This is a genomic window from Bradyrhizobium sp. CCBAU 45384 (assembly GCF_028128665.1).
Classification (GTDB): domain Bacteria; phylum Pseudomonadota; class Alphaproteobacteria; order Rhizobiales; family Xanthobacteraceae; genus Bradyrhizobium; species Bradyrhizobium manausense.
In genome coordinates this window covers 807,035-830,761 of the sequence record NZ_LBIZ01000120.1, presented here as the reverse complement: position 1 = coordinate 830,761, position 23,727 = coordinate 807,035, and the positions used below count along the sequence as shown (strand labels likewise).

Annotated in this window: 20 protein-coding genes and 1 pseudogene; 12 read left to right on the top strand and 9 right to left on the bottom strand. The window is 65.0% G+C overall.

What is annotated here, in order from left to right:
• Together XH80_RS43665 and XH80_RS43660 are read right to left on the bottom strand one after the other, a co-directional pair.
• A pseudogene (locus XH80_RS43665) lies at positions 1–318 on the bottom strand (hypothetical protein); the annotation flags it as partial.
• Positions 319–355: 37 nt separating this feature from the next.
• On the bottom strand, positions 356–1,648 hold the full coding sequence (locus tag XH80_RS43660; RefSeq protein WP_271603941.1) for an adenylosuccinate synthase: 1,293 nt from the start codon (positions 1,646–1,648) through the stop codon (positions 356–358).
• 321 nt (positions 1,649–1,969) lie between these two features.
• Between XH80_RS43660 and mgtA the strand changes: the two genes are divergently transcribed.
• Both mgtA and XH80_RS43650 read left to right on the top strand, forming a co-directional pair.
• A complete protein-coding gene (gene mgtA, locus XH80_RS43655; protein ID WP_271603940.1) occupies positions 1,970–4,468 on the top strand; it encodes a magnesium-translocating P-type ATPase in 2,499 nt (832 codons plus the stop codon).
• A gap of 154 nt (positions 4,469–4,622) precedes the next feature.
• Entirely contained in the window at positions 4,623–5,555 is a 933-nt protein-coding gene (locus XH80_RS43650; RefSeq protein WP_271603939.1) for a DMT family transporter, read from the top strand.
• Here XH80_RS43650 and XH80_RS43645 read toward each other — a convergent pair.
• Positions 5,552–5,941: a DUF1330 domain-containing protein gene (locus XH80_RS43645; RefSeq protein ID WP_271603938.1), complete on the bottom strand. Its 390-nt coding sequence runs from the start codon at positions 5,939–5,941 to the stop codon at positions 5,552–5,554. The two genes, XH80_RS43650 and XH80_RS43645, sit on opposite strands and share 4 nt — an antisense overlap.
• A gap of 105 nt (positions 5,942–6,046) precedes the next feature.
• Here XH80_RS43645 and XH80_RS43640 point away from each other — a divergent pair, with 105 nt between their 5' ends.
• On the top strand, positions 6,047–6,967 hold the full coding sequence (locus XH80_RS43640) for a DMT family transporter (RefSeq protein ID WP_271603937.1): 921 nt from the start codon (positions 6,047–6,049) through the stop codon (positions 6,965–6,967).
• A 174-nt stretch (positions 6,968–7,141) separates the two neighbouring features.
• On the opposite strand, the gene XH80_RS43635 is transcribed toward XH80_RS43640, so the two are convergent.
• Positions 7,142–8,827 carry a methyl-accepting chemotaxis protein gene (locus XH80_RS43635; RefSeq protein WP_271603936.1) on the bottom strand — a complete coding sequence of 562 codons (1,686 nt, stop codon included), beginning with the start codon at positions 8,825–8,827 and terminating at the stop codon, positions 7,142–7,144.
• Positions 8,828–9,079: 252 nt separating this feature from the next.
• Here XH80_RS43635 and XH80_RS43630 point away from each other — a divergent pair, with 252 nt between their 5' ends.
• From XH80_RS43630 to XH80_RS43615, 4 genes are all read left to right on the top strand, one after another.
• Positions 9,080–10,123 carry a C-terminal binding protein gene (locus XH80_RS43630; protein WP_271603935.1) on the top strand — a complete coding sequence of 348 codons (1,044 nt, stop codon included), beginning with the start codon at positions 9,080–9,082 and terminating at the stop codon, positions 10,121–10,123.
• A 90-nt stretch (positions 10,124–10,213) separates the two neighbouring features.
• Positions 10,214–11,554 (top strand): ABC transporter substrate-binding protein, encoded by a 1,341-nt coding sequence (locus tag XH80_RS43625; RefSeq protein ID WP_271603934.1) that lies wholly within the window; start codon positions 10,214–10,216, stop codon positions 11,552–11,554.
• Between the two features lie 133 nt (positions 11,555–11,687).
• Positions 11,688–12,644: a carbohydrate ABC transporter permease gene (locus tag XH80_RS43620; protein ID WP_271603933.1), complete on the top strand. Its 957-nt coding sequence runs from the start codon at positions 11,688–11,690 to the stop codon at positions 12,642–12,644.
• Positions 12,637–13,530 (top strand): carbohydrate ABC transporter permease, encoded by an 894-nt coding sequence (locus tag XH80_RS43615; RefSeq protein WP_271603932.1) that lies wholly within the window; start codon positions 12,637–12,639, stop codon positions 13,528–13,530. The genes XH80_RS43620 and XH80_RS43615 overlap by 8 nt, the downstream gene beginning before the upstream one ends.
• Positions 13,531–13,602: 72 nt before the next feature.
• Here the strand turns inward: XH80_RS43615 and XH80_RS43610 are convergent, their stop codons facing one another.
• Together XH80_RS43610 and XH80_RS43605 are read right to left on the bottom strand one after the other, a co-directional pair.
• Entirely contained in the window at positions 13,603–15,285 is a 1,683-nt protein-coding gene (locus XH80_RS43610; RefSeq protein ID WP_271603931.1) for a mucoidy inhibitor MuiA family protein, read from the bottom strand.
• Between the two features lie 195 nt (positions 15,286–15,480).
• Positions 15,481–16,101: a response regulator transcription factor gene (locus XH80_RS43605; RefSeq protein WP_271603930.1), complete on the bottom strand. Its 621-nt coding sequence runs from the start codon at positions 16,099–16,101 to the stop codon at positions 15,481–15,483.
• A 200-nt stretch (positions 16,102–16,301) separates the two neighbouring features.
• Here XH80_RS43605 and XH80_RS43600 point away from each other — a divergent pair, with 200 nt between their 5' ends.
• Positions 16,302–17,339, top strand: coding sequence for an AraC family transcriptional regulator (locus XH80_RS43600; RefSeq protein ID WP_271603929.1), 1,038 nt, complete (start codon positions 16,302–16,304; stop codon positions 17,337–17,339).
• Between the two features lie 3 nt (positions 17,340–17,342).
• Here XH80_RS43600 and XH80_RS43595 read toward each other — a convergent pair whose 3' ends face one another.
• Positions 17,343–18,554 (bottom strand): NnrS family protein, encoded by a 1,212-nt coding sequence (locus XH80_RS43595; protein WP_271603928.1) that lies wholly within the window; start codon positions 18,552–18,554, stop codon positions 17,343–17,345.
• A 130-nt stretch (positions 18,555–18,684) separates the two neighbouring features.
• Between XH80_RS43595 and XH80_RS43590 the strand changes: the two genes are divergently transcribed.
• Positions 18,685–19,395 (top strand): Crp/Fnr family transcriptional regulator, encoded by a 711-nt coding sequence (locus tag XH80_RS43590; protein WP_271603927.1) that lies wholly within the window; start codon positions 18,685–18,687, stop codon positions 19,393–19,395.
• Positions 19,396–19,425: 30 nt separating this feature from the next.
• On the opposite strand, the gene XH80_RS43585 is transcribed toward XH80_RS43590, so the two are convergent.
• Entirely contained in the window at positions 19,426–19,623 is a 198-nt protein-coding gene (locus XH80_RS43585) for a DUF1858 domain-containing protein (RefSeq protein WP_271603926.1), read from the bottom strand.
• Between the two features lie 193 nt (positions 19,624–19,816).
• Positions 19,817–21,169 (bottom strand): oxygen-independent coproporphyrinogen III oxidase, encoded by a 1,353-nt coding sequence (gene hemN / locus XH80_RS43580; protein WP_271603925.1) that lies wholly within the window; start codon positions 21,167–21,169, stop codon positions 19,817–19,819.
• Positions 21,170–21,327: 158 nt separating this feature from the next.
• Here hemN and XH80_RS43575 point away from each other — a divergent pair, with 158 nt between their 5' ends.
• The 3 genes from XH80_RS43575 to XH80_RS43565 all read left to right on the top strand — a co-directional run bounded on the left by XH80_RS43575 (position 21,328) and on the right by XH80_RS43565 (position 23,709).
• Positions 21,328–21,534, top strand: a complete 207-nt coding sequence (locus XH80_RS43575) for a hypothetical protein (RefSeq protein WP_271603924.1) — start codon at positions 21,328–21,330, stop codon at positions 21,532–21,534.
• Positions 21,535–21,682: 148 nt separating this feature from the next.
• A complete protein-coding gene (nirK, locus tag XH80_RS43570; RefSeq protein WP_271603923.1) occupies positions 21,683–22,780 on the top strand; it encodes a copper-containing nitrite reductase in 1,098 nt (365 codons plus the stop codon).
• A 50-nt stretch (positions 22,781–22,830) separates the two neighbouring features.
• A complete protein-coding gene (locus XH80_RS43565; protein WP_271603922.1) occupies positions 22,831–23,709 on the top strand; it encodes an SUMF1/EgtB/PvdO family nonheme iron enzyme in 879 nt (292 codons plus the stop codon).
• The last annotated feature ends 18 nt before the right edge of the window (positions 23,710–23,727 follow it).

The following is a 23,727-nucleotide window of genomic DNA, read 5'->3' as shown; positions in this document are numbered from 1 at the left end:
CGGCTGGTTGGTTTCGGTCGCACGGGCGCTGGCCCGGCGGAACGCATCGCCGCTGCCACCGCCAGCGCGGGCACCACCGCCGGGGCGCGAGGCCTCGCGGGCGCGCTGCGCGGCCTCGGATTCGACCTTGCGGACGGCCTCTTCCAGCGACAGGCGTTCGCGGGTGATCTCGGATTCGGACAGCGGCGGCTGCACGCTGCGCAGCTGCGCGATCAGCGCCGTGCGCGCCCGTTCATACAGCGCGCGCCGGCTTTCGCCGGGAGCGTTGGGGTCCAGGGCGGCAATAGCGCGGGCGATCAGCGGATAGTAATCAGCCATTTCAACTCAACTATACCCGCGTCCTGGTAAGAGATCGTTAAGCCTCAAACGGGTTTTGCACGAGGATAGTATCCTCGCGTTCGGGGCTGGTGGAAAGCAGTGCGACCGGGCACCCCACCAATTCCTCGATCCGGCGGACATATTTGATGGCCTGGGCCGGCAGGTCGGCCCAGGACCGCGCATTGGCGGTCGGCTCCTTCCAGCCCTCGATGGTCTCATAGATCGGCTCGACCCGGGCCTGCGCGCCTTCACCGGCCGGAAAATAGTCGATCTCCTTGCCGTCGAGCTTGTAACCGACGCAGACATCGATCGTGTCGAAGCCGTCGAGAATGTCGAGTTTTGTGAGCGCCAGCCCGTTGATGCCGCAGGTGCGGACGGCTTGACGGACGAGGACCGCGTCGAACCAGCCGCAGCGGCGCGGACGGCCGGTGTTGGTGCCGAACTCGCGGCCGCGCTCGCCGATCTTGCGGCCGATCGCGTTGTCCTGCTCGGTCGGGAACGGGCCCTGACCGACGCGGGTCGTGTAGGCCTTGCAGAGACCCAGCACATAGCCGACCGCGCCCGGTCCAAGGCCAGCGCCGGTCGCGGCCTGCGCTGCGACGGTGTTGGACGAGGTGACATAAGGATACGTGCCGTGGTCGACGTCGAGCAACGCGCCTTGCGCGCCCTCGAACAGCATGCGCTTGCCGGCGCGCCGCTCGATGTCGAGCAGGCGCCACACCGTCTCTGCATAGGGCAGCAGTTGCGGCGCCAGCGCGCTCAGCTCTTTCAGGATCTCCTTGCCGTCGAACTCAGGCAGGTTGAGCCCTCGGCGCAAGGCATTGTGGTGCGCCAGCAGCCGGTCAATCTTGTGCGGCAGGGTGTTGAGGTCGGCAAGATCCATCAGGCGGATGGCGCGACGGCCGACCTTGTCCTCGTAGGCCGGGCCGATGCCACGGCGCGTGGTGCCGATCGCGGTCGCCGCGTTGGAGGATTCGCGCAGCGCATCGAGCTCGCGATGCAGCGGCAGGATCAGGGTGACGTTCTCGGCGACGCGCAGATTGTCCGGGCTGACAGCCACGCCCTGCGCCCTGAGCTTGGTGATCTCGTCGAGGAAGGCGGCGGGATCGAACACCACGCCGTTGCCGATGACCGACAGCTTGCCCTCTCGCAGCACGCCGGAGGGCAGCAGCGCGAGCTTGTAGGTCGCGCCGTTGATGACCAGCGTATGCCCGGCGTTATGGCCGCCCTGGAAGCGGACGACGATATCCGCCTGCTCCGACAACCAGTCGACGATCTTGCCCTTTCCTTCGTCGCCCCACTGGGCGCCGACGACGACAACATTGGCCATTCGCGGGTAATCCTTCGAGAATTTTAGATGCGCCCAGCCCAATTCCCGGCCGAAGGCCGTTCGCACGCGAGGCAGCTCCACCGGATAAAGGAAGCGGCCCCTCTAGGCAAGCAAGAACGGGGCTTTTTTCGGGCCCAAGGCGTGTCCCAAGCCTTTGATATCCCCTTAAAATCCAGCAACCTTCACGGCCGTATCGGGCGGCCCGCGCGGGCGACGGATTGACCGGTATCAATCATGCCGGCGCCTGGTCGTGCCAAGGGGACTGATGTCACCTCCGCAGCTTACCTTCCCCGGTCAGCAGGCCCCTTTTTCAGACACGCCGTGACCCAGCCATCAAGCAACCAGGCCAGCCATTTCTGGCGCCTCTCGGCCGAGGCGCTCAGCGCGCAGCTCGGCTGCTCCTTGCACGGTCTGTCCGCGGCGGCGGCCGACGAACGCCTCGACCGTTTCGGACCGAACACCGACGCACCGCCGCGGATCGAGGGCGCGGCGCGCGCGATCCTGCGCCGGTTGCTCGAACCGTTGGCGCTGATCCTTCTGGTGGCCGGCATCATCTCGATGCTGACCGGCGACGAGATCGGCGGGCTCATCATCGTCCTGATCCTCGCGCTCTCGATCGGCCTCGATACCATCCAGGAGGGACACGCGGTCCGCGCCGCCGAGATTCTCCGGCGCTCGGTGGCCCTGAAGGCCGAGGTCAGCCGCGACGGCGCATTTGTCGATATCGATGTCGAGCGCCTCGTGCCCGGCGATCTGCTGCGCGTCCGCGCCGGCGACATCATCCCGGCTGACGCGCTGATCCTTGAGAGCACCGCCTTCACCGCGGGTGAAGCCGCGCTCACCGGCGAGCCCTATCCGGTGCAGAAACGCGCCGGGCCATGCGCCGGCCCCGACGACACCTCGAACGCGCTGTTCCGCGGCGCCGTCGCCCAAACCGGCGAGGCGATCGCGCTCGTGGTCAGGACCGGCCGCGACACCGTGTTCGGCGCGGCGGCCTCCGCGCTCGCCGAGGCGCAGGCGCCCTCTCCCTTCGAACGGGACTTGCGCGAATTCGGCCTCGTGATCGCGCGCGCCACGCTGGCGCTGGTGCTGGTCGTGCTCACCATCCGCGTCGTGTTCGGCCGTCCCGTGCTCGATTCGCTGCTGTTCGCCGTTGCGCTTGCGGTCGGGCTGACGCCGGAACTGCTGCCGATGATCACGACGGTGACGCTGTCGCGCGGTGCGCTGCGCATGGCCGGCCGCAAGGTGATCGTGAAGCGGCTCGCCGCCATTCACGACCTCGGCGCCATGACCGTGCTGTGCACGGACAAGACGGGCACGCTGACATCGGCCGAGATCACGCTCGCCAGAAGCCTCGATGCCGCCGGCAAGGACGATGCGCGCGCCGCGCGGCTCGGCGCCATTGCGGCCTCGCTCGGCGGCGACCGTGGCGCGCTCGATGCCGCCCTCGTCGCCGGCCGGCCGGAGCCTTGCCAAGGCTGGACACTCGCCGGACGGCAGGCTTTCGATTTCTCGCGCCGGCTGGGATCGGTGCTCGCCACCGGCCCCGAAGGCGCGCGACTGATCGTCAAAGGCGCGCCGGAGGCCGTGCTGGAATTGTGCGCGATGGACCAACATGCGCGCGAGGCGGCAATGGCCCATGTCCACGCGCTTGCCACCGAGGGCCTGCGCACCGTGGCCATCGCGTCGCGGGCGTGGAGCGGCGCGCTGCGTGAGGTCGAGACCGACGACGAGACCGACCTCGTCTTCGAAGGTCTCTGCGCCTTCGCCGATCCGCCGAAGCCGACGGCCGCGGCCGCGATCGCCCGGCTCGCAGCGGGCGGCGTGAGGCTGAAGATCCTGTCGGGGGACGATCCCGTTGTGGTGAAGCGGCTCGCCGCCCTGGTCGGGCTCAACGCCGAGCGCGTGCTGTCGGGAGCCGACATCGCCGAGCTCAGCGACGAGGCGCTTGCCGTGCAGGTGCGCTCGGCCGATGCGTTCGGCCGGCTCGCACCGGACCAGAAATCGCGCATCGTGAAGGCGCTCCAGGCCGGCCGCGAGGTGGTCGGCTTCCTTGGCGACGGCATCAACGACGCACCGGCCCTGAAGGTTGCCGATGTCGGCCTGTCGGTCGACGGCGCCACCGGAGTGGCGCAGGCCGCTGCCGACATGATCCTGCTGGCGTCGGATCTCGAAGTCGTCGCCGACGGCGTCGAGGAAGGCCGGCGCACCTTCGCCAACATCCTCAAGTATGTCCGCATGGGCGCGAGCTCGAACTTCGGCAACATGCTGTCGATGGCGGCGGCCTCGATCGCACTGCCGTTCCTGCCGATGCTGCCGACGCAGATCCTGCTCAACAACCTGCTCTACGATCTCTCCGAGCTCGGCATTCCCTTCGACCGCGTCTCGGCGCAGGCAACCGCGAAGCCGCAGGTGTGGAGCATGTCGCGCTTGGTGCGCTTTGCCGCGATCATGGGGCCGCTGTCGTCGGTGTTCGACTTTCTCACCTTTGGCGCGCTGCTTTATTTGTTCAAGGCCTCGCCGGACGAGTTCCGCACAGCCTGGTTCGTCGAATCCATGGCGACGCAGATCCTGGTGATCTTCGTTATCCGCACCTATGGACGGCCCTGGCACAACTGGCCCGATCCGGTGCTTGCGGCCTCCTCGCTGATCGCCCTGTTCGCCGCGATAGCCCTGCCGTTCACGCCGCTCGGGACCTGGTTCGGCTTCGTCGCGCCGCCGCCGATCATGATGGCCGGCATCGCGTTTCTCGTCGTCGTCTATCTCGCCTGCGCCGAACTTTTGAAGCCATTCGCGATCCGCACGGGACCGACCGGCTGAGGTTCCTGTTGCACCGCCCTGCGCATGATGGCGATGCGCCGCGCGGCATTGATATCGGGCGCATTTCCGTGTCTTTGAGAGGTGCCGGGCGATCAGCCGGCCCGAACGCCGGGCCGGAAGCCTCGGTGCATGACGCGGGGCCATAACAATTACAATGACCGCCACCGGCCAGACCACCAGCGCCGAATCATCGGGCCATAGCTGGATCGCCAATCAGCCTTATCTCCTGCTCAGCATCACCGCGATGTGCTGGGCCGGCAATGCGGTGGTGGGGCGGCTCGCCGCCGGCCACATCCCGCCGGTGACGCTGTCGTTCCTGCGCTGGCTGTTCGCCTTCCTGCTGGTGCTGCCGTTCGCCTGGAAGCACCTCGCCCGGGATTGGCCGGCCATCCGCAGCAAGCTCGGCCTGATGATCACGTTGTCGATCACCGGCATCGGCGCCTTCAATACCCTGCAATATTGGGCGCTGGAGCATACCCAGGCGCTCAATACACTTCTGCTGCAGTCGGCCGCGCCCCTGATCGTGGCGCTGTGGTCGCTGGTCATCCTCGGAATCAGGCTCACGGGCGCGCAGGCCTTCGGCGTAGCTCTCTCGATGTGCGGCGTGCTGATCATCCTGCTGCACGGCGATCTCACCACGCTGTCGAACATCGCCTTCAACAAGGGCGACCTGATCTTCATCGTCGCGCTGATCATCTTCGCGCTCTATTCGGTGCTGACGTTGAAGCGACCGCCGATCCACGGCCTGTCGTTCCTCGCCTTCACCTTCGGGGCCGGTGCCGCGTGTCTCATTCCGCTGGAGATCTGGGAAATATCGGCGCGCCCGGTCATGAAGCTCGACGGGCCGAACCTGCTCACCCTGTTCTACGTCTCGGTGTTTCCCTCGACACTCGCCTATCTCTGCTTCAACCGCGGCGTCCGCCTGATCGGCGCCAATCGCGCCGCACCGTTCTTCCATGTCGTGCCGGTGTTCGGCTCGATCATGGCCATGGTCTTCCTCGGCGAACTGCCGCAGGCCTTTCACTTCATCGGCTTCGCGCTGGTGCTGTCGGGCGTTTTCGTGGCATCGCGGAAGCAAGCGAGCTAGCTTGCCCTGAACTTGCTGTAGGCCTCGCTGGTCGCGATGATGACGTGCTCGGCGCAGCCGTTGAGGCGATGCGGGTCGGCATCGAGCTCGTAAGCCTCCGACGTCATCATGTCGAGGAAGGCTGCGACCGACGGATAGAACACCAGCGCGACGAAATCCCACGCATTGCCCTGGTGCGGGCCGAGCGCGATCGCCCTGGCCTCGCCGGTCCACAGCAGCGTGCCGCCGCGCGCCTTGATCATCGGCACGGTGATCGCGCTGTAGCGCAAATACGCATCCCAGCCGGATCCGTCGCCGTCGCGCGAACGGGCGTGGAAACGCATCAAGTTCAGCATCACCACCGGCGCATGCCGGTCGAGCCGTTCCAGGCCCTCGATGTTCAACATATTAACCGCCAATGGCACCTCCGTAAGGTTTGCCTGCATTGTAGCATTGCGGCGACGGGACTTGTGTCATGACGACCATCCGGCGCAAGGTCGTACGCAACGCCAATGACGATTGCATCGCCCGCGCCAGCGGCCTCGAATCCGGCCAGCTGGCTCAACAACCAGCCTTATCTGCTGCTCAGCCTGAGCTCGCTGTTCTGGGCCGGCAACATCGTGATCGCGCGCCATGTCGGCGCGCATGTGCCGCCACTGACGGTGACGACGATCCGCTGGTTCGGCGTGTTCCTGATCCTGCTGCCGTTCTCCTGGCCGCATCTGAAGCGCGACTGGCCGGCGTTGCGCAAAAGCCTGCCGCTGATGCTGTTCCTGTCGCTGGTGGGCTTTGCCTTCAACAACGCGATCTCGTACTGGGCGCTGCAATATACCGAGGCGCTGAACGCGCTGCTGATCCAGTCGGCGGGTCCCCTGTTCGTGGCGCTGTGGTCGCTGGTGTTGTTTGGCGTGCGGCTGACGGCCGGGCAGTTCGCCGGCATCGCGATCTCGCTGGCCGGCGTCCTCATCATCATCCTGCGCGGCGACCTGGCGGCGCTGGCGAGCATCTCGTTCAACCGGGGCGACATCATGTTCGCCTCCTCGCTGGTGGCGTTCGGACTCTACTCCGCCTTCATCCCGCGACGGCCGAAGGTTCATCAACTCTCCTTCCTGTCCTTCACCACCTGCTGCGGCGCCTTCATGCTGCTGCCGACGGCGATCTGGGAGGGATGGAGCGGCAGGGTGCTGCAGTTCGACACCGTGACGCTGCTGACGCTCGGCTGGATCCTGATCTTCCCCTCGACGCTCGCCTATCTCTTCTTCAACCGCGGCGTCGCATTGATCGGACCGAATCGCGCCGCGCCGTTCTTCCATCTGGTGCCGGTATTCGGCTCGGCGATGGCGATCCTGCTGCTCGGCGAAAGGCTCCAGCCATTTCACCTGATCGGCTACGCACTGGTGCTCGCCGGCGTCGTCATCGCCTCACGGCGGTGAAGTAATTCCGCGCCAAGAGAAGGCTCTCGCAGGGTGGGCAAAGCGACTTGTCCACCGTAGCTCGCAGAGCGAAGGCGGAAGCGTGCCCACCTGAACATCATCGTGAACTCAAAAAGAAAAGGTGGGCACGACGCTTTCGCGTCTTTGCCCACCCTACGAATTCAGCGCAAGATCTTATGCCGCGCGGACCTTGGCGAGGAAGCCGTCCACCGCGCCGCGCAGCGCGCCGGACTGGTGATCCAGCTCGCGGGCGTTGGTCAGTACGTCGCCGGCGGCGGTGCCGGTCGCTTCCGCGGCGGAAGTGACGCTGCCGATATGGGCGTTGATCTCGGCCGAGCCGGCCGCGACCGACTGGATGTTGCGGGCGATCTCGCGGGTCGCCTCGCCCTGCTGCTCGATCGAGGCCGAGATGCCGGCGGTGATCTCGCTCATCTCGGCAATCGTCTGCGTGATGCCGCCGATGGCCGCGACCGCATCGCTGGTCGAGGTCTGCATCGCCGCGACCTGGGCGGAGATTTCCTCGGTCGCCTTGGCGGTCTGGTTGGCCAGGGCCTTGACCTCGGAGGCGACGACGGCGAAGCCGCGGCCGGACTCGCCGGCACGCGCCGCCTCGATGGTGGCGTTGAGCGCGAGCAGATTGGTCTGCGCCGCGATCGAATGGATGAGCTTGACCACCTCGCCGATCTTCTCGGCGCCGGTCGATAGCTCCTGCACCGTGGCGTTGGTGCGTTCGGCATCGCTGACGGCGCGGCTCGCAACTTCGGTCGAGCGCGTCACCTGGCGGGAGATCTCCGTCACCGAGCTCGACAGCTCCTCGGCAGCCGCGGCGACCGTGCCGACATTGCCGGAGGCTTTTTGCGAGGCGGCGCCGACGGTCGCTGCGCGCGAAGAGGCGTCGCTGGCGGTCGCAGTCATCGACTGCGCCGTCGACTGCATGCCGGCCGCGGCCGAGGAGACCGAGCGGACGATGCCGTTGACGCTGCGCTCGAAGTCGTTGGCGATATCTTCCATCGCGCGGCGACGATCCACCGCGGCGCGCTCCTTGGCGTCCGCTTCGCTCTTCTCAATCTCGCGGATGCGGACCGCGTTGTCCTTGAAGATCTGGACGGTCGAGGCCATCGCGCCGACCTCATCGCCGCGACCAACGCCGGGGATGTCGCCGTCAAGTTTGCCGTCGGCGAGATCCTTCATGCGGGCACCGAGCAGCGCGAGCGGGCGGCTGATGCTGCGGCCGAGCAGCCAGGCGACGCTGCCGGCGACGATGAGGATGCCAAGCATGGCAAGGCCGAGCATCCAGTAGACCGGGCCCATCTTGGCGTCGATGTCGTCGAGATAGGCGCCGGTGCCGAGATACATGTCGAAGCCGGGAATGGCGACCGCATAACCGATCTTGCGGATCGGCGTTTCCTGACCGGGCTTCACATATTCATAGTAGAGCAGGATCGAGCCGTTGGCCTTGACGCCATCCATCAACTCCTGCGACAGCCTGCGGCCGTTGGTCACGACGTCCATGCGGTTCAGCCCGATCTGCTTCGGATCGGGCGCGAGCTGGGTGATGCCGTCATAGGTCGTGCCGAACAGATAGCCCGCACCGTTGTCGTAGGTCATCGCATTGCCGTAGCGGCGAAGCTCGGCCATGGCGGCATCCTTCATCAGCTCGCCGGCATCGACGCGCTTCTTCAGCGCGGCTGCATAGTTGCGCCCCAAATCGACGATCGCCTTGGCCTGGTCGATGCGCGCATTCACCATCTCGTACTTCATCAGATAGCCGGCGAGAAACCCGGCGATGCAAAGGCCGAACAAGGTGACGCCGACAAGGATGCCAAGCTTGGGGGCGATCTTCAGATTGCTTAACTTCACGGGATAGGCTCCGGAAAAAGGGATGCACGCGAGTCGATCGTTCGAAATTGAATTAACTGTTAGTGGGGGACCCCTTAGCAAGTTCCTTACAGGTCTCCGTAGAAGCCCGGACGCTGCCGCGGAAAACGCCAAATAATCGCCGCAGCGACAACCGGGAATTGTACGCACTCACGCCGATTTCGCGTAAAAGACGTAAAGGCCCGTCCGACGGCGGGTCGCAACAAGAACCGACAAACAAAATCGGAGCTGGAAATGCCGAAATACAGGGTGGTGACGCCGAAGGGCGCGAGCTTCACGGTCGCCGGCAGCGACTATTCGTACGAGCGCGAGGCGCTCGATCCGATCGATGCCGAGATCGTCGAGGCGCCGGCCAATGAGGCCGAGTTCATCGCCGCCGCGAAGAATGCCGACGCGATCTACGCCAAGGGCATCCCGATCACCAAAAACATCATCGACAGCTTGCAGGACTGCAAGGTCATCACGCTCGGCTCGGTCGGCGTCGACAGCGTCGATGTGAAGGCAGCAACTGCACGCGGCATTCCCGTCACCAACATTCCCGACACCTTCATCGAGGAAGTCGCCGACCACGCCATGATGCTATTGCTGTCAGGCTTCCGCCGCCTGGTCGAGCAGGACAAGATGGTGCGCTCAGGGCGATGGACCGAGGGGCGGCCGGCGCTGCTGAAGATTCCGCGGCTGATGGGCCAGACGCTCGGCTTCATCTCGTTCGGACGCGTCGCGCGTGCGGTCGCCAAGCGCGCAGCTCCATTCGGCCTGCGCATGATGGCCTACGATCCCTTCATCCAGGAAACCCTGATGTGGGACCACGGCGTCATCCCGGCGACGCTGAACGAGGTGCTGTCGCAATCCGACTTCGTCTCGATGCACGCCCCCGCCCGGCCCGAAGTGCATCACATGCTGACCGAGAAGCATTTTCGGCAGATGAAGAAGAGCGCGATCTTCATCAACACCGGGCGCGGTGCCACAGTCGACGAGGAAAGCCTGATCAAGGCGCTGCAGGAGGGCTGGATCGCCCATGCCGCGCTCGACGTGCTGGAGAAGGAACCGCCCTCGCACAACAACCCGATCCTGGGCATGGAGAACGTGACGCTGACCGCCCATGTCGCCTCGGCCTCGGCACGGTTCGACGAGGCGCGCAAGCGCCGGGTGGGCTACGAATTGTCACTGGTGCTGCAGGGCATGTGGCCGGTAAGCTGTGTCAACCCGTCGGTGCTGCAAGACACCGCGCTCCGCCGCTGGCAGCCCGTCAGCATGGACCGCGGCCCGAACAGCTAAGGCGGTCCCGCGCGGCAAACGCGCAGGGAAACCGCATGGCCCTTCACCGGCGATCAACGCCGGGAAGGGAGACATCATAGGGAGGAACTGATGAGGAACGACATCACACGTCGTGATGCCTTGGCGCTGGGCCTGTCCGCTGCGACGTTCGCCGCCACCGGTGCTGCGGCGCAAACGTCAAATATCAAGGCCGCCGACGTTGCGGCGCCCAAGCGCGAGATCGAGAAGGGCGCAAGCTTGCGCATGCTGCGGCCGGTGCGTTTCGTGCAGGCCGACGAGGACGTGTTCCGCGCCAATGCGGCCAAGTTCACCAAGGAGACCGGGGTCGAGGTCAAGGTCGATTTCGTCGGCTGGGAGGACATCAACCAGCAGACCGCGGTCACGGCCAATTCCGGCGCCGGCCCCGACGTCATCATGGGCTTCTCCGACGCACCGCACATCTATATCGACAAGCTGATCGAACTGACCGACGTCGCCGATTATCTCGGCAAGAAGTATGGCGGCTGGCAGAACCTGGCGAAGATCTACGGCAAGAAGGCCAAGAGCGATTCCTGGATTGGACTCCCCTTTGGAGCCTCCGGCGGGCCGCTGATCTATCGCAAGTCCGTTCTCAAATCCGTCGGATTCGACAAGGCACCGGACGACCTTCCCGGATTCCTGGACCTCTGCAAGAAGCTGCAGAAGGCCGGCAAGCCCGCCGGCTTTGCGCTGGGCAATGCCGTCGGCGACGGCAACGGTTTTGCGGACTGGATGATGTGGGCGCACAACGCCGCACTGCTGGACGAAGAGGGCAACGTCACCATCAACAGCAAGGAAACCATCGCGGCGCTGAACTACGTGAAGGAGCTCTATCCAACCTTCATCGCGGGCACGTCGTCCTGGAATGACGTCAGTAACAACCGCGCGTATTCTTCGCAGGAAATCGCGCTGACTTCCAACGGCGTCTCGCTGTACTTCTCGCTGAAGAACGATCCGGCGACCGCGGCCATCGCCGAGGACTCCGAACATCAGCCGCTGCCGAAGGGGCTTGCACCGGTCTCGCCGATGTCCGGACTGACGCTGAATGCCATGGTGTTCAAGCACAGCCCGTATCCCAACGCCGCCAAGGCCTTCCTGCAATACATGCTGGAAAAGGACCAGTACGAACCGTGGCTCAACGCCAACAGCGGCTACTGGTCGCAGCCGCTGGCAGCCTATGCCGATGCGGCGGTGTGGAAGGGCGACCCCAAGGTCGCGATCTTCAAGGAGACGATGAACAGCAACTATTACGCCGGCTATAAGGGTCCGATTTCGACCGCCACCGGTGCTGTTCGCGCGGACTATGTCACAGTGCAGATGTTCGCCTCGGTCGCAACCGGCGCTGCGACGCCTGAAGCCGCGGCTGCGGAGGCGGAGCAGCGTTGCAAGCGCTACTTCCGGCGGCAGAAATGACGGCCGATAGGCCGTCATTGCGAGGAGCACTTGCGACGATGCAAGTCAGACTTCACCGCAGCGATAGACTGGATTGCTTCGCTTCGCTCGCAATGACGGATGTGGTGACCTTCACAGACAGGACAACACACTGATGTCCGTGACCACCCTCTCCTCTCCCGCGCTGGTGCACCGGCAGCCGAACTGGCTCGTCCGGCTGTTCGACTACAAGCCGTTCCTGATCGTGATGTGCCTCGCGCCCGCGATCGGGCTGCTTGCGGTGTTCCTGACCTATCCGCTTGGGCTCGGCATCTGGCTCGCCTTTACCGACACCACGATCGGCCGCAAGGGCGAGTTCATCGGCCTGGAGAACTTCCAGTATCTGTTCACCGATCCCCTGTGGTGGAACGCGGTGTTCTACAGCGTGCTCTATACGGGGATAGCGACATTCGGGAAGTTCGCGCTCGGCTTCTGGCTCGCGCTGCTGCTCAACAATCATTTTCCGTTTAAGAGCCTGTTGCGCGCCATCGTGCTACTGCCCTGGATCGTGCCGACAGTGCTCTCGGCGCTGGCGTTCTGGTGGATCTACGATCCGCAATTCTCGATCATCTCCTATCTGCTGGTCGACGTGCTGCACTGGCGCACGAGCAATGTCGACTTCCTCGGCTCGCCCTGGCCGGCGCGGTTCTCGCTGATCGCCGCCAATATCTGGCGCGGCATTCCCTTTGTCGCGATCTCGCTGCTGGCGGGCCTGCAGACCATCTCGCCATCGCTCTATGAGGCCGCGATGCTCGACGGCGCCAGTTCATGGCAGCGCTTCCGCTACATCACCTTCCCGATGATGATGCCGATTCTCGCCATCGTCATGACCTTCTCGATCATCTTCACCTTTACGGATTTCCAGCTGGTCTACGCCATCACCCGCGGCGGACCGGTCAACTCGACCCACCTGCTGGCGACGCTGGCGTTCCAGCGCGGCATCGCCGGCGGCGAGCTCGGCGAAGGAGCGGCGATCGCGGTGTCGATGATCCCGTTCCTGGTGTTCGCGACGCTGTTTTCCTATTTCGGCCTGGCGCGGCGCAAATGGCAGCAGGGAGAGGCCAATGACTGACGCTGTCGCACAAGCCTCCGTCGCCCAAACAGCGCCCGACACCATGGCCTGGGATTCCGGGCTGCGGCGGCTGATGATGATCTATCTGCCGCTCGGCTGCTTCGTGCTGATCCTGCTGTTTCCGTTCTACTGGATGGCGATCACCTCGTTCAAGCCGAACGCGGAGCTGATGAACTACCGGGAGCACAACCCGTTCTGGATCTCCTCGCCGACATTGGCGCATATCAAGCATCTTTTGTTCGACACTGCCTATCCGCGCTGGCTGTGGACGACGATGATGGTCGCGATCGGCTCGACCACGCTGTCGCTGGTCGCGAGCACACTTGCCGCCTACGCGATCGAGCGCCTGCGCTTCCGCGGCAGCCCCTATGTCGGCCTTGGCATTTACCTCGCCTATCTCGTCCCGCCGTCGATCCTGTTCATCCCGCTCGCAACCGTGGTGGTGCAATTCGGTCTGTTCGATTCCCCGCTCGCGCTGATCCTGGTCTATCCGACCTTCCTGGTGCCGTTCTGCACCTGGCTTTTGATCGGCTATTTCAAGTCGATCCCGTACGAGCTCGAGGAGTGCGCGCTGGTCGACGGTGCGACGCGGCTGCAGATCCTGCGCTGGATCACGCTGCCGCTCGCGGTGCCCGGCCTGATCTCGGCCGGCATCTTCTCCTTCACGCTGTCCTGGAACGAGTTCATCTACGCGCTTGCCTTCATCCAGAGCGGAGCCAACAAGACCGTGCCGGTCGCGATCCTGACCGAGCTCGTCACCGGCGACGTCTATCAATGGGGCGCGCTGATGGCGGGCTCGCTGCTCGGCTCGCTGCCGGTTGCGATCTTCTACTCGCTGTTCGTGGATTATTACGTCTCGTCGCTGACCGGCGCGGTGAAGGAATAATTTTTCCTCTCCTCGGTCCTCTCCCTCCCCCGCAAGCGGGAGAGGGAGCACATCTCCTTCGTGGCGCGGCCGCTAGCCCGACGGCACGATCACCATGGTCTTGTCCTTCGGCCAGCGGACGCGCCAGGCGAAGTTGATGTCCCTGATCTCGCCGGACTTGGCGTCGAACGACCATTCCAACACGCCGCGCTTGTCACGGATGTCTTTCGCGGTGGGCGGCGTGGTCGTGGGCAGCATCTCGACCAAGATCTCGTCATTCTCGCTGACCGGCAGCTGATCCTCGATCGCGACATGGATCGGGAAGTCGTGACCGTTGCGGATGGTGGTCTTGAAGGCGCGCTCGTCGGTCTTCGAGGTCGTCACGATCAAGCCGGCTGAGCCTTCGTTGCGCTTGAGCACGGCGCGCTCGATCTTGACCTTGTCGTCCGCGCCGAAGCCGAGCCGGACGATGTCGTCCTTGGCCGAGGCTGCGAGCTTGCCGCGGCCGACGAAGATGCCGTCACGGTAGATCGCAACCTTGCCAGGCAGCAGCGTCGTATCGTCGGTCTGCTTGAAGCTGGCTTCGAGGAAGGCGGTGGGGTCCTGCACCGGCGCGGCGCGTACCGCGAGGTCGGCCGCCACGCTCATCGAGGCGATGCGCAGGCTCTTGGCGCCCTCGGCAGCACCGAGACTGACGCGGCCGGGGATCTTGAAGGTGGCCTGGAAATCGCCGATCTCGGCGACTGCCTGTTGCTCGTCGACCCGCTCGCGCGGTTCGGCCGCCTCTGCAACCTTGCTCGCGAAGGATGGAGACTGCATCTGACGCGCCATTGGGGCCGGCCGCGCTAGATCGGAGACCGAACCCGCCGCCAGCGGCTTCGGCACCTGCGGATATTGCGCCACCAGCGAACCCAGCTCCGGCGCGCTGCCGCCGCGGGCGATCCGGACCGTGGAAACGCCGAGCGCGACATTCGACCAGTCTTCACCGGTCGACTGCGTGACCTCGGCACGGCGGACCAGCTCGAGTTGCGGCTTGCGATCCTTGGCGCCGGTGTCGAGCCGGGCGTCATAGAGCGGGAGCCAGCGTGCATTGCGCACAGTATAGGCCACGCGCAGCGTCGCTTTCGTCGCGGCGGCCGAGGCGACGTCGATGCGCACCTCGAGCTTGCCCGGCGGCTTGGCAGACCGGTCGGCCTCAAGCTGCGCGATCTGGCGATCGATCTCGCGCTGTTTTCGCGTGGCATCGCGGATCGCCGTTTCGGCGGCCGCGACTTCCTCGGCGACCGCGGTGAAGGCCGCGCGCCATTCAGTGATCGGGCGCGCCTCGCCTTTCTCGCCAAGGCCGGCGGGAGAGGCTTCGGCAAAGCGCTGCGCGAATTTGCGCCGGGCGGCCGCCGCATCGATTGTGCCTTGCAGATCGGCGCGCTCGTCCTTGAGCGCCTCGATGCGCTTGTCGAGTTCGGGCAGATTCACCGGTGGTGCCGCCCGCGGCGGCCGCGCATCGATCGTGCCGATCGTGAGCTTGGCACCCGCCTCGCCCTCGACGCGGAGCGAAGACGGATCGAGCGAGAGCGGGAAGTCCTTGACGACCAGCGTCGAATCCCCTGAGGCGAGGTCGAGCGCGATCACGCGCGTGACGGTGGCGCCATCAGGATAGACGGTGACGGTGTCGATGGCCGATGTGGCGTCCACATCGGCGGCCCATGAGGGCGAGGCGAGCGCTGTGGTCACCAGGACCAGTCTCGTCGTCGCCAAACATCTTGCGGTGATGCGCATCACAATTCTCCCTGCCGATATCGCCGCGTCGCCAGCCGGACGCGCGATCAAATGCCACGCCAACATGGTTGGACGCGGCAGGGAAGGAACCGGTTCGATTGGGGTTTCCGTGGGGCGCCGCCGCGGCGGCACCATGGCCGCGGAGCGCGTCACCACGCAGCGGCACAAATTCGTCCGAAAGGCGAACCTCGCCCGTCAGACCTGGCTGGGCGAACCTTGGCCGAAGATGCGGCGAAGCAGGTCCGTCACGTTGCGGGCGGCCGCCTTCTTCAAAATGTTGGCCCGATAGCCCTCGACCGTACGCGCGCTCAGATGCATACGGCGGGCGATCTCCTTGTTGGTGAGGCCGGCGGCAAGATGCGTGAGCACGTCGTTCTCACGCGCGGTCAGAGCTTCGCAACCCGGCAACCAGCGATGTCTGGTCGATTCCGGCTGGGCAAATTCGTCGATCGCGGCGTCGATCCTGCCGACGATATCGTGGGTGCGGAACGGTTTTTCGATGAAATCGGCCGCGCCGCTCTTGATGGCATCGACCGCCATGGCGATGCTGCCGTTCGCCGCGGTCACCAGCACCGGCGCCATGCAGTTTTCTTCGCGCAGACGCTTGAGCACGTCGAGGGCGGAGCGATCGGCCGGCATCTCCAGCAGCACGCAGGCCGGCATCCGCGCCTTAGCCTCCGACAGCAGCGATGCGCCATCGGCGAAGCAGATCACGTCATAGGCGCTCTGCTGAAGCGCGTTGGACAATTGTTCGCGAGAGGCAGCGTCGGTTTCAATGACGAATACTTCACCCTTGGAAAACATGTTCCCCGGCATAATCCCGATCCAGCAATGTCTTGGTCAAATGGCCAGCGACGCCAAGGGGCTCGTCGCGCCCGGCCGTCATCAGCACGGCATTCGCGCCGGTGCTTGGCTTTCCCCTTATGTATGGTGCACCCGGTTCCCGGATTTGACGGATCGGGACAGAAACTTTACATTTGGGGACATCCGCGGAATGGCTGACAGGACATGGTCGCATGACCGACCTCATTCGCAGCGCAGGTTTGAGCTGTTACCCGGACGTGGCCCGGTCGGTCGGGCTCGACCCCTGGCAGATGATGCGCAAGGTCAGGTTGCCGCTGGCCATCCTGGACGAGCCCGATACACCCATTGCGGTCCCGGCCCTGCGTCGCCTGCTCGAGATATCGGCAGCGGAATCCGGTGCTGAAGATTTTGGCTTGCGGCTGGCCGAGCGCGGCGGCCTGACCAATTTCGGCGCGGTCGGCCTGATCGTGCGCGAACAGGCGACAGTCGGCGAGGCGATCGAGGCTCTCTCCCGCTTCATTCCTATCCATCACGACGGCATGAAGCTCGAAATCGTCAAGGACAAGCAGACCGTGACGATCATCTTGCATCTGCGTGGGCGGCAGCCGACCGCGCCGCGCCAATCGATCGACATGGCGCTCGGCAGCATCCACCGCATCATCCAGTCGCTGTTCGGCAGCGATTGGCGGCCGCAGGAAGTGCATCTGCACTACCCGCCGCCGCAGGACCGCAAGCGCTACCGCGACTTCTTCGGCTGCCGCGTGATCTTCAACGCGGACGAGGACGCGATCGTGATGTCGGCGCACGACATGGAGCGCCGGATCCCGAGCGCGCATCCCCTCATCGCCAGCTACTTGCGCAAGCGAATCGAGGCGATGGAAAGCCGGCCCGCAGGCTGGGAGGAGAAAGTCGACGAGGTCGTACGCGGCCTGCTCGCGAGCGGCGACTGCACGGTCGAACGCGTCGCCGAGCATCTGGCCTGCACCCGCCGCACCATCCACCGCCACCTCGCCGCATCAGGCACCAGCTTCTCGGCCATCCTCGATGCGCAACGCGCCGACCTCGTGATCAAGCTGATCGAGGACTCCGGCCGGCCGCTGGCGGATATCGCCGCGCAACTGGGCTTCTCCGCGCAGAGCGCCATGGCACGCTGGTTTCGCGGCCGCTTCGGCTGCACCATCACGGAGTGGCGCAAGGGCGTGCGGCCACTCCCAAAAGCGGCCGACGCCACATCGGCGTCAGCAAGCTAGATCTCAGCGTGCCGGGGCGGCCGCGCCCATGATGGCGAGTGCCCGCCGAGGACTGCCTGTCAGCAGCGGGCCGAACGCGACGGCAAAGCCGAGGAAGGCGACGATCCAGCCGCAGGCCGCGAGGTGCAGCAACACATCGCCATGTGCGGGCAGCACCACGGCAGCAATCCGCGTCAGTGCCGCGACGATGATGGCAATATAGATGATTTGTGTTGCCGGCGACGCCGTCAGTGCCTGCCCGGTATGGCCGAGGCTCGCGCGCGTCATCACTGCGAGTGTCATGATTCCGGCCGCCCCCACCATCCAGGCGTGAATGCCGGCGCTCGGCGGCAGCACGCCGAAGCCGGCCAGGGCGTTGAGGATGAAGCCAAGCGGAACGAAGGCGTAGCCGACATGCAGGATCACAAGCAGCCGCTCACGCGTGGTGCGATCACCCGCCCAGCGCGCAAGCCGTATCAGATGCAGCATGCCGACAAGCGCCAGCGCGACACCAGTGACCGCATTCAGTGGTGCCGCGATCCAGGCGATCAGCGCCAGCGCGCTCAATCCGATCACCACGCCGTCGAACCGTCCGAACGGCACCGGCACGCGGCCGGGATTGAACTTGACCAGCCAGTTTCGGGTGAAGCTCGGAATGATGCGACCGCCGATCAGCGAGATCAGCAGCACGACCACACCGACGCCGATCCGGATGCTGATATCCGCCGCGCCGTCAAAATGCGCTTCGAGATGGAAGGCGACGTTGCCCGACAGCAGCACCAGCACGAGCCCCACGACCGGCAGATTGCGCCAATTGCCGCCCGCGATGATCTCGCGCGTTGCAGCCGCGACGACCAGCGTCAGGAAGGCCGCATCGACGGCCAGCGCAAACCGCCAGCCGATCTCGGCCGATAGCGCCACCGCGGCACGCCCCGCGAGCCACACCACCAGCAACGCGCCCAGCGACGCGCCCTGGATCGGCAGCCGCCCGGTCCAGTTCGGGATCGCCGTGAACAGGAAGCCGGTGATGACGGCCGGCAGGAAGCCGTAGAGCAGCTCATGGACGTGCCAGTCGCGGGGCGCGAAGGCCGACGTCACCGACAGCTCGCCATAGAACATCGGCAGCCAGATCAGGATCGATAGTGCGGCCTGAATGGCGGCGAGCAGGAAGAACGGCCGAAAGCTGTTCGCAAACAGCGGAAAGCCCTGAAAATGACGGGATCGAGCACCAGCCATGAGAACAACTCCAGCAGATTCAGACCGTGTGTCTGGAAAAATACTGCTGCGCAGCTGGCGCGTTTTTGCGCTATCGCAAACTGCCAGAGGATTGCAGGTGCCATCACACTCCTGATGTCAAGGAGGCAGAATGGCCAAGGTCGACACGTCACTGGTTGCGCACTTGCCGCTGTTTGCCGGTGTCAAGCCTGATGAGCTCGACGAGATCCTGCGCGAGGCCCGCTCCGTGCGCTATCCCAGGAACACCGCCATTTTCGAGCAGGGCGCAGACGCACAATCGTTCTTCCTGCTGCTGCACGGCCATGTCCGCGCGGCCAAGACGACGCCGACCGGCGAACAGATCGTGGTGCGCTATGTCGCGCCCGGCGAGACGTTTGGGCTGGCGATGGCGATCGGAGCTGCGCACTATCCGGCAACCGCGCTCGCGGTCGAGGACAGCGTCGTCCTGGTCTGGCCCACGACCGCCTGGCCGCGTCTGGTCGCACGGTTTCCCGCGCTGGCCGCCAACACGATGCAGACCGTCGGCAAGCGACTGCAAGAGAGCCACACCCGCATCCTGGAAATGTCGACCCAGCAGGTCGAGCAGCGCGTCGCGCATGCGCTGCTGCGACTCGCCAATCAATCCGGCAAGAAGCTCGACCGCGGCATCGAGATCGACTTCCCGATCAGCCGCCAGGACATTGCACAGATGACCGGCACCACGCTGCACACGGTCAGCCGCATCCTCAGCGGCTGGGAGAGCCAAGGTCTGGTCGAGAGCAGTCGGCAACGCATCATCCTGCGCGATCCGCACAAGATCGTCGTGCTGGCGGAGCGGAGCCCGGACAGCGGCGCGGCTTGACGTGCGCCCCGGCGCAGATTTCGACCCAGCTCAGGCCGGCACACAATCGCTCAGCGCGGTCAGGAATTTGTCGCGGTCGATGCCATGCTCCCGGCAGGCGTCGTCCACGGTGTGGAAGGTCGCGATCGGACAGCCGACACAGGCCATCCTGAAGGCGAGGAACACGCGGATCGTGCGCGGCGCGTTGCGCATGATGTCATCGACCAGATCGTCGGATCGGAAAGACATGAACAACTCCATTCCGAACAGACGATAGCGGGGCGGGGCTCAGTTTCTTTGTGGAAGCGCAAGCTGTCGCCAGTTCCTCAACTCGTCATTCCGGGGCGCGCCACTTGGCGCGAGCCCGGAATCCATTCCCCTACGTCACGCGCGGCACGATGGATTCCGGGTTCGCGCGGCGCGCGCCCCCGGAATGACGGGGCTACACCGCCCGGCTGTGCAGCTGCCTGCCCGGATCCAGGTAGGCATCGAATGCGGCGGCGACGCTGCGGACCAGAAAGCGCGAATCGTTCGCGACCGCGAGACGGTCGCCATCCATTCTCACCACGCCGTCCGAGATCAGCGACTTCAAACGCGACGCCGATCGCAGCATCGCCTTTGGCTCAGCGCCATGGCGCGCGCAGATGTCGCCGAGATCGGCGCCGAACTCGCACATGATGCGCTCGATGATGTCAGCACGCAGCCGGTCGTCGTCGTTGAGTCCATAGCCCTTCGCGGTGGCGAGGCGACCGCTGGCGATGCTCTGCTGATAGGCGCCGATCTGCACCTCGTTCTGGACGTAACCCTGTGGCAGATGTCCGATGGCGCTGGCGCCGAAGCCGAGCAGCACCTCGCCCTGGTCGGTGGTATAGCCTTGGAAGTTGCGCCGCAGCGTCCCCTGCTCGTAGGCCACGGCCATGGCATCGCCAGGTTTCGCGAAATGGTCGAGGCCGATCTGCACATAGCCGGCCTCGTTCAGCGCGTTGGCGATGGCGCAGGCCTGGTCGTGGCGTGCGAGGCCGTCAGGCAAATGGGTCTCGTTGATCATGCGCTGGTGCCTCTTGAAGCCCGGCACATGTGCATAGCCGAACACCGAAAAGCGGTCGGGGGCGAGCGCGAGCGCGCGACGCACCGTATCCAGGCAGGATGCGATGGTCTGGTGCGGCAGGCCGTAGATCAGATCGAAATTGATTCCCCCGATACCGGCCTGCCGGAGCATGTTGACGACGGAGGCGGTCTGCTCATAACTCTGCACACGGTTGATCGCGCGCTGCACGACGGGATCGAAACTCTGCACGCCGAGGCTGACGCGGTTGACGCCGGAGAGCCGCATGGCCTCGACCATCTCTGACGTCAGCGTCCGCGGGTCGATCTCGACCGCGATCTCGGCCGAGGGCAGCACGAAGAAGGCGTGGCGCATCGCCGCCATCAATTCCGCGAAGGCCTCCGGTGCCATGATCGTCGGCGTACCACCGCCGAAATGAATGTGCTCAACCTTGATGCGGCGGCCGATGGTATCGGCGACCAGGGCGACCTCGCCGAGGAGTGTCCGTTGATAGGCCGCGACGAGCTCGTCGCGGCGGACGATCTGGGTATGGCAACCGCAGTACCAGCACATCTCGCGGCAGAACGGCACGTGCAGATACAGCGATGCACTGGCGCCCGAGGGAAGCTCGGACAGCCATCGCGCGTAGGTGTCGGCACCGATCTCCGCCGAGAAGTGCGGCGCGGTCGGGTAGCTCGTGTAGCGCGGCAATCGCTCTTCGCCATAGCTCGCCGCGAGGTCGGTCCTCATGTCTTACCCATCGGTAAATTGATGCTGCACGCGGTCGCGGCAAACCTGGATGGTAAAGAATGACCCGTTTTCCACGAGGCCACCTTGCGCTCGCTCAAAGTCACGGCGCTGGATCGCAGTCATTGTGGCATTTGATCATCACTCCTGGGAGACTGGCCATGGCGTCGTTTGCGCTCGATCTCGTTCTCTGGCTCGCCGGTATCCGCGGCCACATCCCGCGCTTCGACGATTTCCGTCCCGTCCCCGTCGCGCCCGCCGCTGGCGCAAATCGTCTCGTGCCCATGCTGGTCATCATAGCTGCCGTGCTCGCCGCGCTGTCGCTCGCGGTCTGGGGCACCGTCTGGATCGCAATCGAGCTTCTCTAATCCATGCATCCGGCTACGCGGTTCGGCTCCGTTAAGGGATTCACCGGAGCCGAATCCGGCAAAAGCTTGTCGCAGCACAAACACGCTTGCCGCAACAGGCGCACACTGCATCCGTCATCAAACGCTTTTCAGATGAAGGATGCTTCCGATGTTTACCCGCAGAGCCGCATTGATCAGCGCCGCCGCGACCGCCCTGATGCTGGCAACTCCCGCCTTCGCCGCCAGCGATCTCAACCTGCCCCGGCAGAAGGTAGAGCTGGTTGCCCCGCCCTTCGTGCATGCGCACGAGCAGGCGACCAGGCAGAGCCCCAAGATCATGGAGTTCACCCTCACCATCGAGGAGAAGAAGGTCGTCATCGACGAGAAGGGCACCAACTTCCAGGCCATGACATTCAACGGCTCGATGCCGGGCCCACTGATGGTGGTGCATGAGGGCGACTATGTCGAAGTGACGCTGGTCAATCCCGCCACCAACTCCATGCCGCACAATATCGACTTCCACTCCGCCACCGGCGCGCTCGGCGGCGCCGCGCTCACTTTGATCAATCCCGGCGAGCAGGTCGTGTTGCGCTGGAAGGCCACGCGGACCGGCGTGTTCGTCTATCACTGCGCGCCGGGCGGCCCGATGATTCCCTGGCACGTCGTCTCCGGCATGAACGGCGCCGTGATGGTGCTGCCGCGCGACGGACTCAACGACGGCAAGGGTCACGCACTGAAATACGACAAGGTCTACTATGTCGGCGAGCAGGACCTGTACGTGCCGCGTGACGAGAAGGGCAATTTCAAGTCCTACGACTCGCCGGGTGAAGCCTTCACCGACACCGAAGAAGTGATGAAGAAGCTCATCCCCTCGCACGTCGTGTTCAACGGCAAGGTCGGCGCGCTCACTGGCAAGAACGCGCTGACGGCGAATGTCGGCGAGAACGTCCTGATCGTGCATTCGCAGGCCAACCGCGACAGCCGTCCGCACCTGATCGGCGGCCACGGCGACTATGTCTGGGAGACCGGAAAATTCTCCAACCCGCCGGAGACCGGACTCGAGACCTGGTTCATCCGCGGCGGCTCGGCGGGAGCTGCGATGTACAAGTTCCTGCAACCCGGCATCTACGCCTATGTCACGCACAATCTGATCGAAGCCGCTGACCTCGGTGCCACCGCGCACTTCAAGATCGAGGGCAAGTGGAACGATGACCTGATGACCCAGGTGAAGGCACCTGCGGACATACCGGCCGCCAACACCAACTAGAGGCGACCAGGGGCCGGTCGTCACCGGCCCCTCCTCTTCGGGGAACGACCATGCTGATTGCATTCAAGCTCAAATTGCTGCTCGCCTGCGCCGCCGGCTTCGCAGGACCGCTGGCCGTTGCGCCAATCGTTTCCGAAATGACGATGCGCGACGCGCAGGGCGAGCCTGCGATCGTCGAGATTGCCGCGGGCAGCTTCGCCTATCGCGAGGCCGGCGATTTCACCCGCGCCGGGCAGCAGGCCGAGGCGCCGCTGCGCATACTGCAATTCACGCGGCCGCTTCACATCATGCGCGAGCAGGTCTCCTCCGCCGACTACCAGCTTTGCGTGCAGCATGGCGAATGCCGCGCGCTCGATCGCGGCGTCGCGATTGCGCCCGACCGGCCTGCGGTGCAGGTGAGCTGGCACGATGCGCAGGCCTATGCGAGCTGGCTGTCGCGCAAAACCGGCCACCATTACCGCCTGCCGAGCGACGCCGAATGGGCTTTTGCGGCAGGCTCCCGCTTCAGGGACGACGGCGCGCCTGCGGACGCGGACAATCCGGCAAAGCGCTGGATCAGCCGCTACGAGCGCGAATCCGAACGCGATCTTTCCGACACCACAGCCTATCCGTTCGGCAAGTTCGGCCTCAACGAGCGTGGCGTGTCCGATGTCGCCGGCAATGTCTGGGAGTGGACCTCAACCTGCTTCGTGCGCTCGCGCGTCGATGCATCAGACAACGCCGGCAGATCGACGGTGAATTGCGGCGTACGCGTCGCCGAAGGCGCGCACCGCGCCTATGTCACCGACTTCATCCGCGACGCCCGCGCCGGCGGCTGCGCCCAGGGGGTGCCGCCCGCCAATCTCGGTTTTCGTTTGGTGCGCGAGGAGCGGTCGTGGGTGGCGAACGTTTCGACGAGATGGAGCAAGGTGTGGGCGGCGCGGTCGTAGCCGGATACTCCGTCATTG

Coding starts and splice junctions, on each gene's coding strand:
- XH80_RS43615 (WP_271603932.1), top strand. CDS start 12,637: ATGACTGACGCTGTCGCACAAGCCTCCGTCGCCCAAACAGCGCCCGAC.
- hemN (WP_271603925.1), bottom strand. CDS start 21,169: ATGAGGACCGACCTCGCGGCGAGCTATGGCGAAGAGCGATTGCCGCGC.
- XH80_RS43650 (WP_271603939.1), top strand. CDS start 4,623: ATGACCGCCACCGGCCAGACCACCAGCGCCGAATCATCGGGCCATAGC.
- XH80_RS43620 (WP_271603933.1), top strand. CDS start 11,688: ATGTCCGTGACCACCCTCTCCTCTCCCGCGCTGGTGCACCGGCAGCCG.
- XH80_RS43595 (WP_271603928.1), bottom strand. CDS start 18,554: ATGGCTGGTGCTCGATCCCGTCATTTTCAGGGCTTTCCGCTGTTTGCG.
- XH80_RS43585 (WP_271603926.1), bottom strand. CDS start 19,623: ATGTCTTTCCGATCCGACGATCTGGTCGATGACATCATGCGCAACGCG.
- XH80_RS43630 (WP_271603935.1), top strand. CDS start 9,080: ATGCCGAAATACAGGGTGGTGACGCCGAAGGGCGCGAGCTTCACGGTC.
- XH80_RS43640 (WP_271603937.1), top strand. CDS start 6,047: ATGACGATTGCATCGCCCGCGCCAGCGGCCTCGAATCCGGCCAGCTGG.
- XH80_RS43625 (WP_271603934.1), top strand. CDS start 10,214: ATGAGGAACGACATCACACGTCGTGATGCCTTGGCGCTGGGCCTGTCC.
- XH80_RS43590 (WP_271603927.1), top strand. CDS start 18,685: ATGGCCAAGGTCGACACGTCACTGGTTGCGCACTTGCCGCTGTTTGCC.
- XH80_RS43610 (WP_271603931.1), bottom strand. CDS start 15,285: ATGCGCATCACCGCAAGATGTTTGGCGACGACGAGACTGGTCCTGGTG.
- XH80_RS43600 (WP_271603929.1), top strand. CDS start 16,302: ATGACCGACCTCATTCGCAGCGCAGGTTTGAGCTGTTACCCGGACGTG.
- XH80_RS43645 (WP_271603938.1), bottom strand. CDS start 5,941: ATGTTGAACATCGAGGGCCTGGAACGGCTCGACCGGCATGCGCCGGTG.
- XH80_RS43660 (WP_271603941.1), bottom strand. CDS start 1,648: ATGGCCAATGTTGTCGTCGTCGGCGCCCAGTGGGGCGACGAAGGAAAG.
- XH80_RS43575 (WP_271603924.1), top strand. CDS start 21,328: ATGGCGTCGTTTGCGCTCGATCTCGTTCTCTGGCTCGCCGGTATCCGC.
- nirK (WP_271603923.1), top strand. CDS start 21,683: ATGTTTACCCGCAGAGCCGCATTGATCAGCGCCGCCGCGACCGCCCTG.
- XH80_RS43605 (WP_271603930.1), bottom strand. CDS start 16,101: ATGCCGGGGAACATGTTTTCCAAGGGTGAAGTATTCGTCATTGAAACC.
- XH80_RS43565 (WP_271603922.1), top strand. CDS start 22,831: ATGCTGATTGCATTCAAGCTCAAATTGCTGCTCGCCTGCGCCGCCGGC.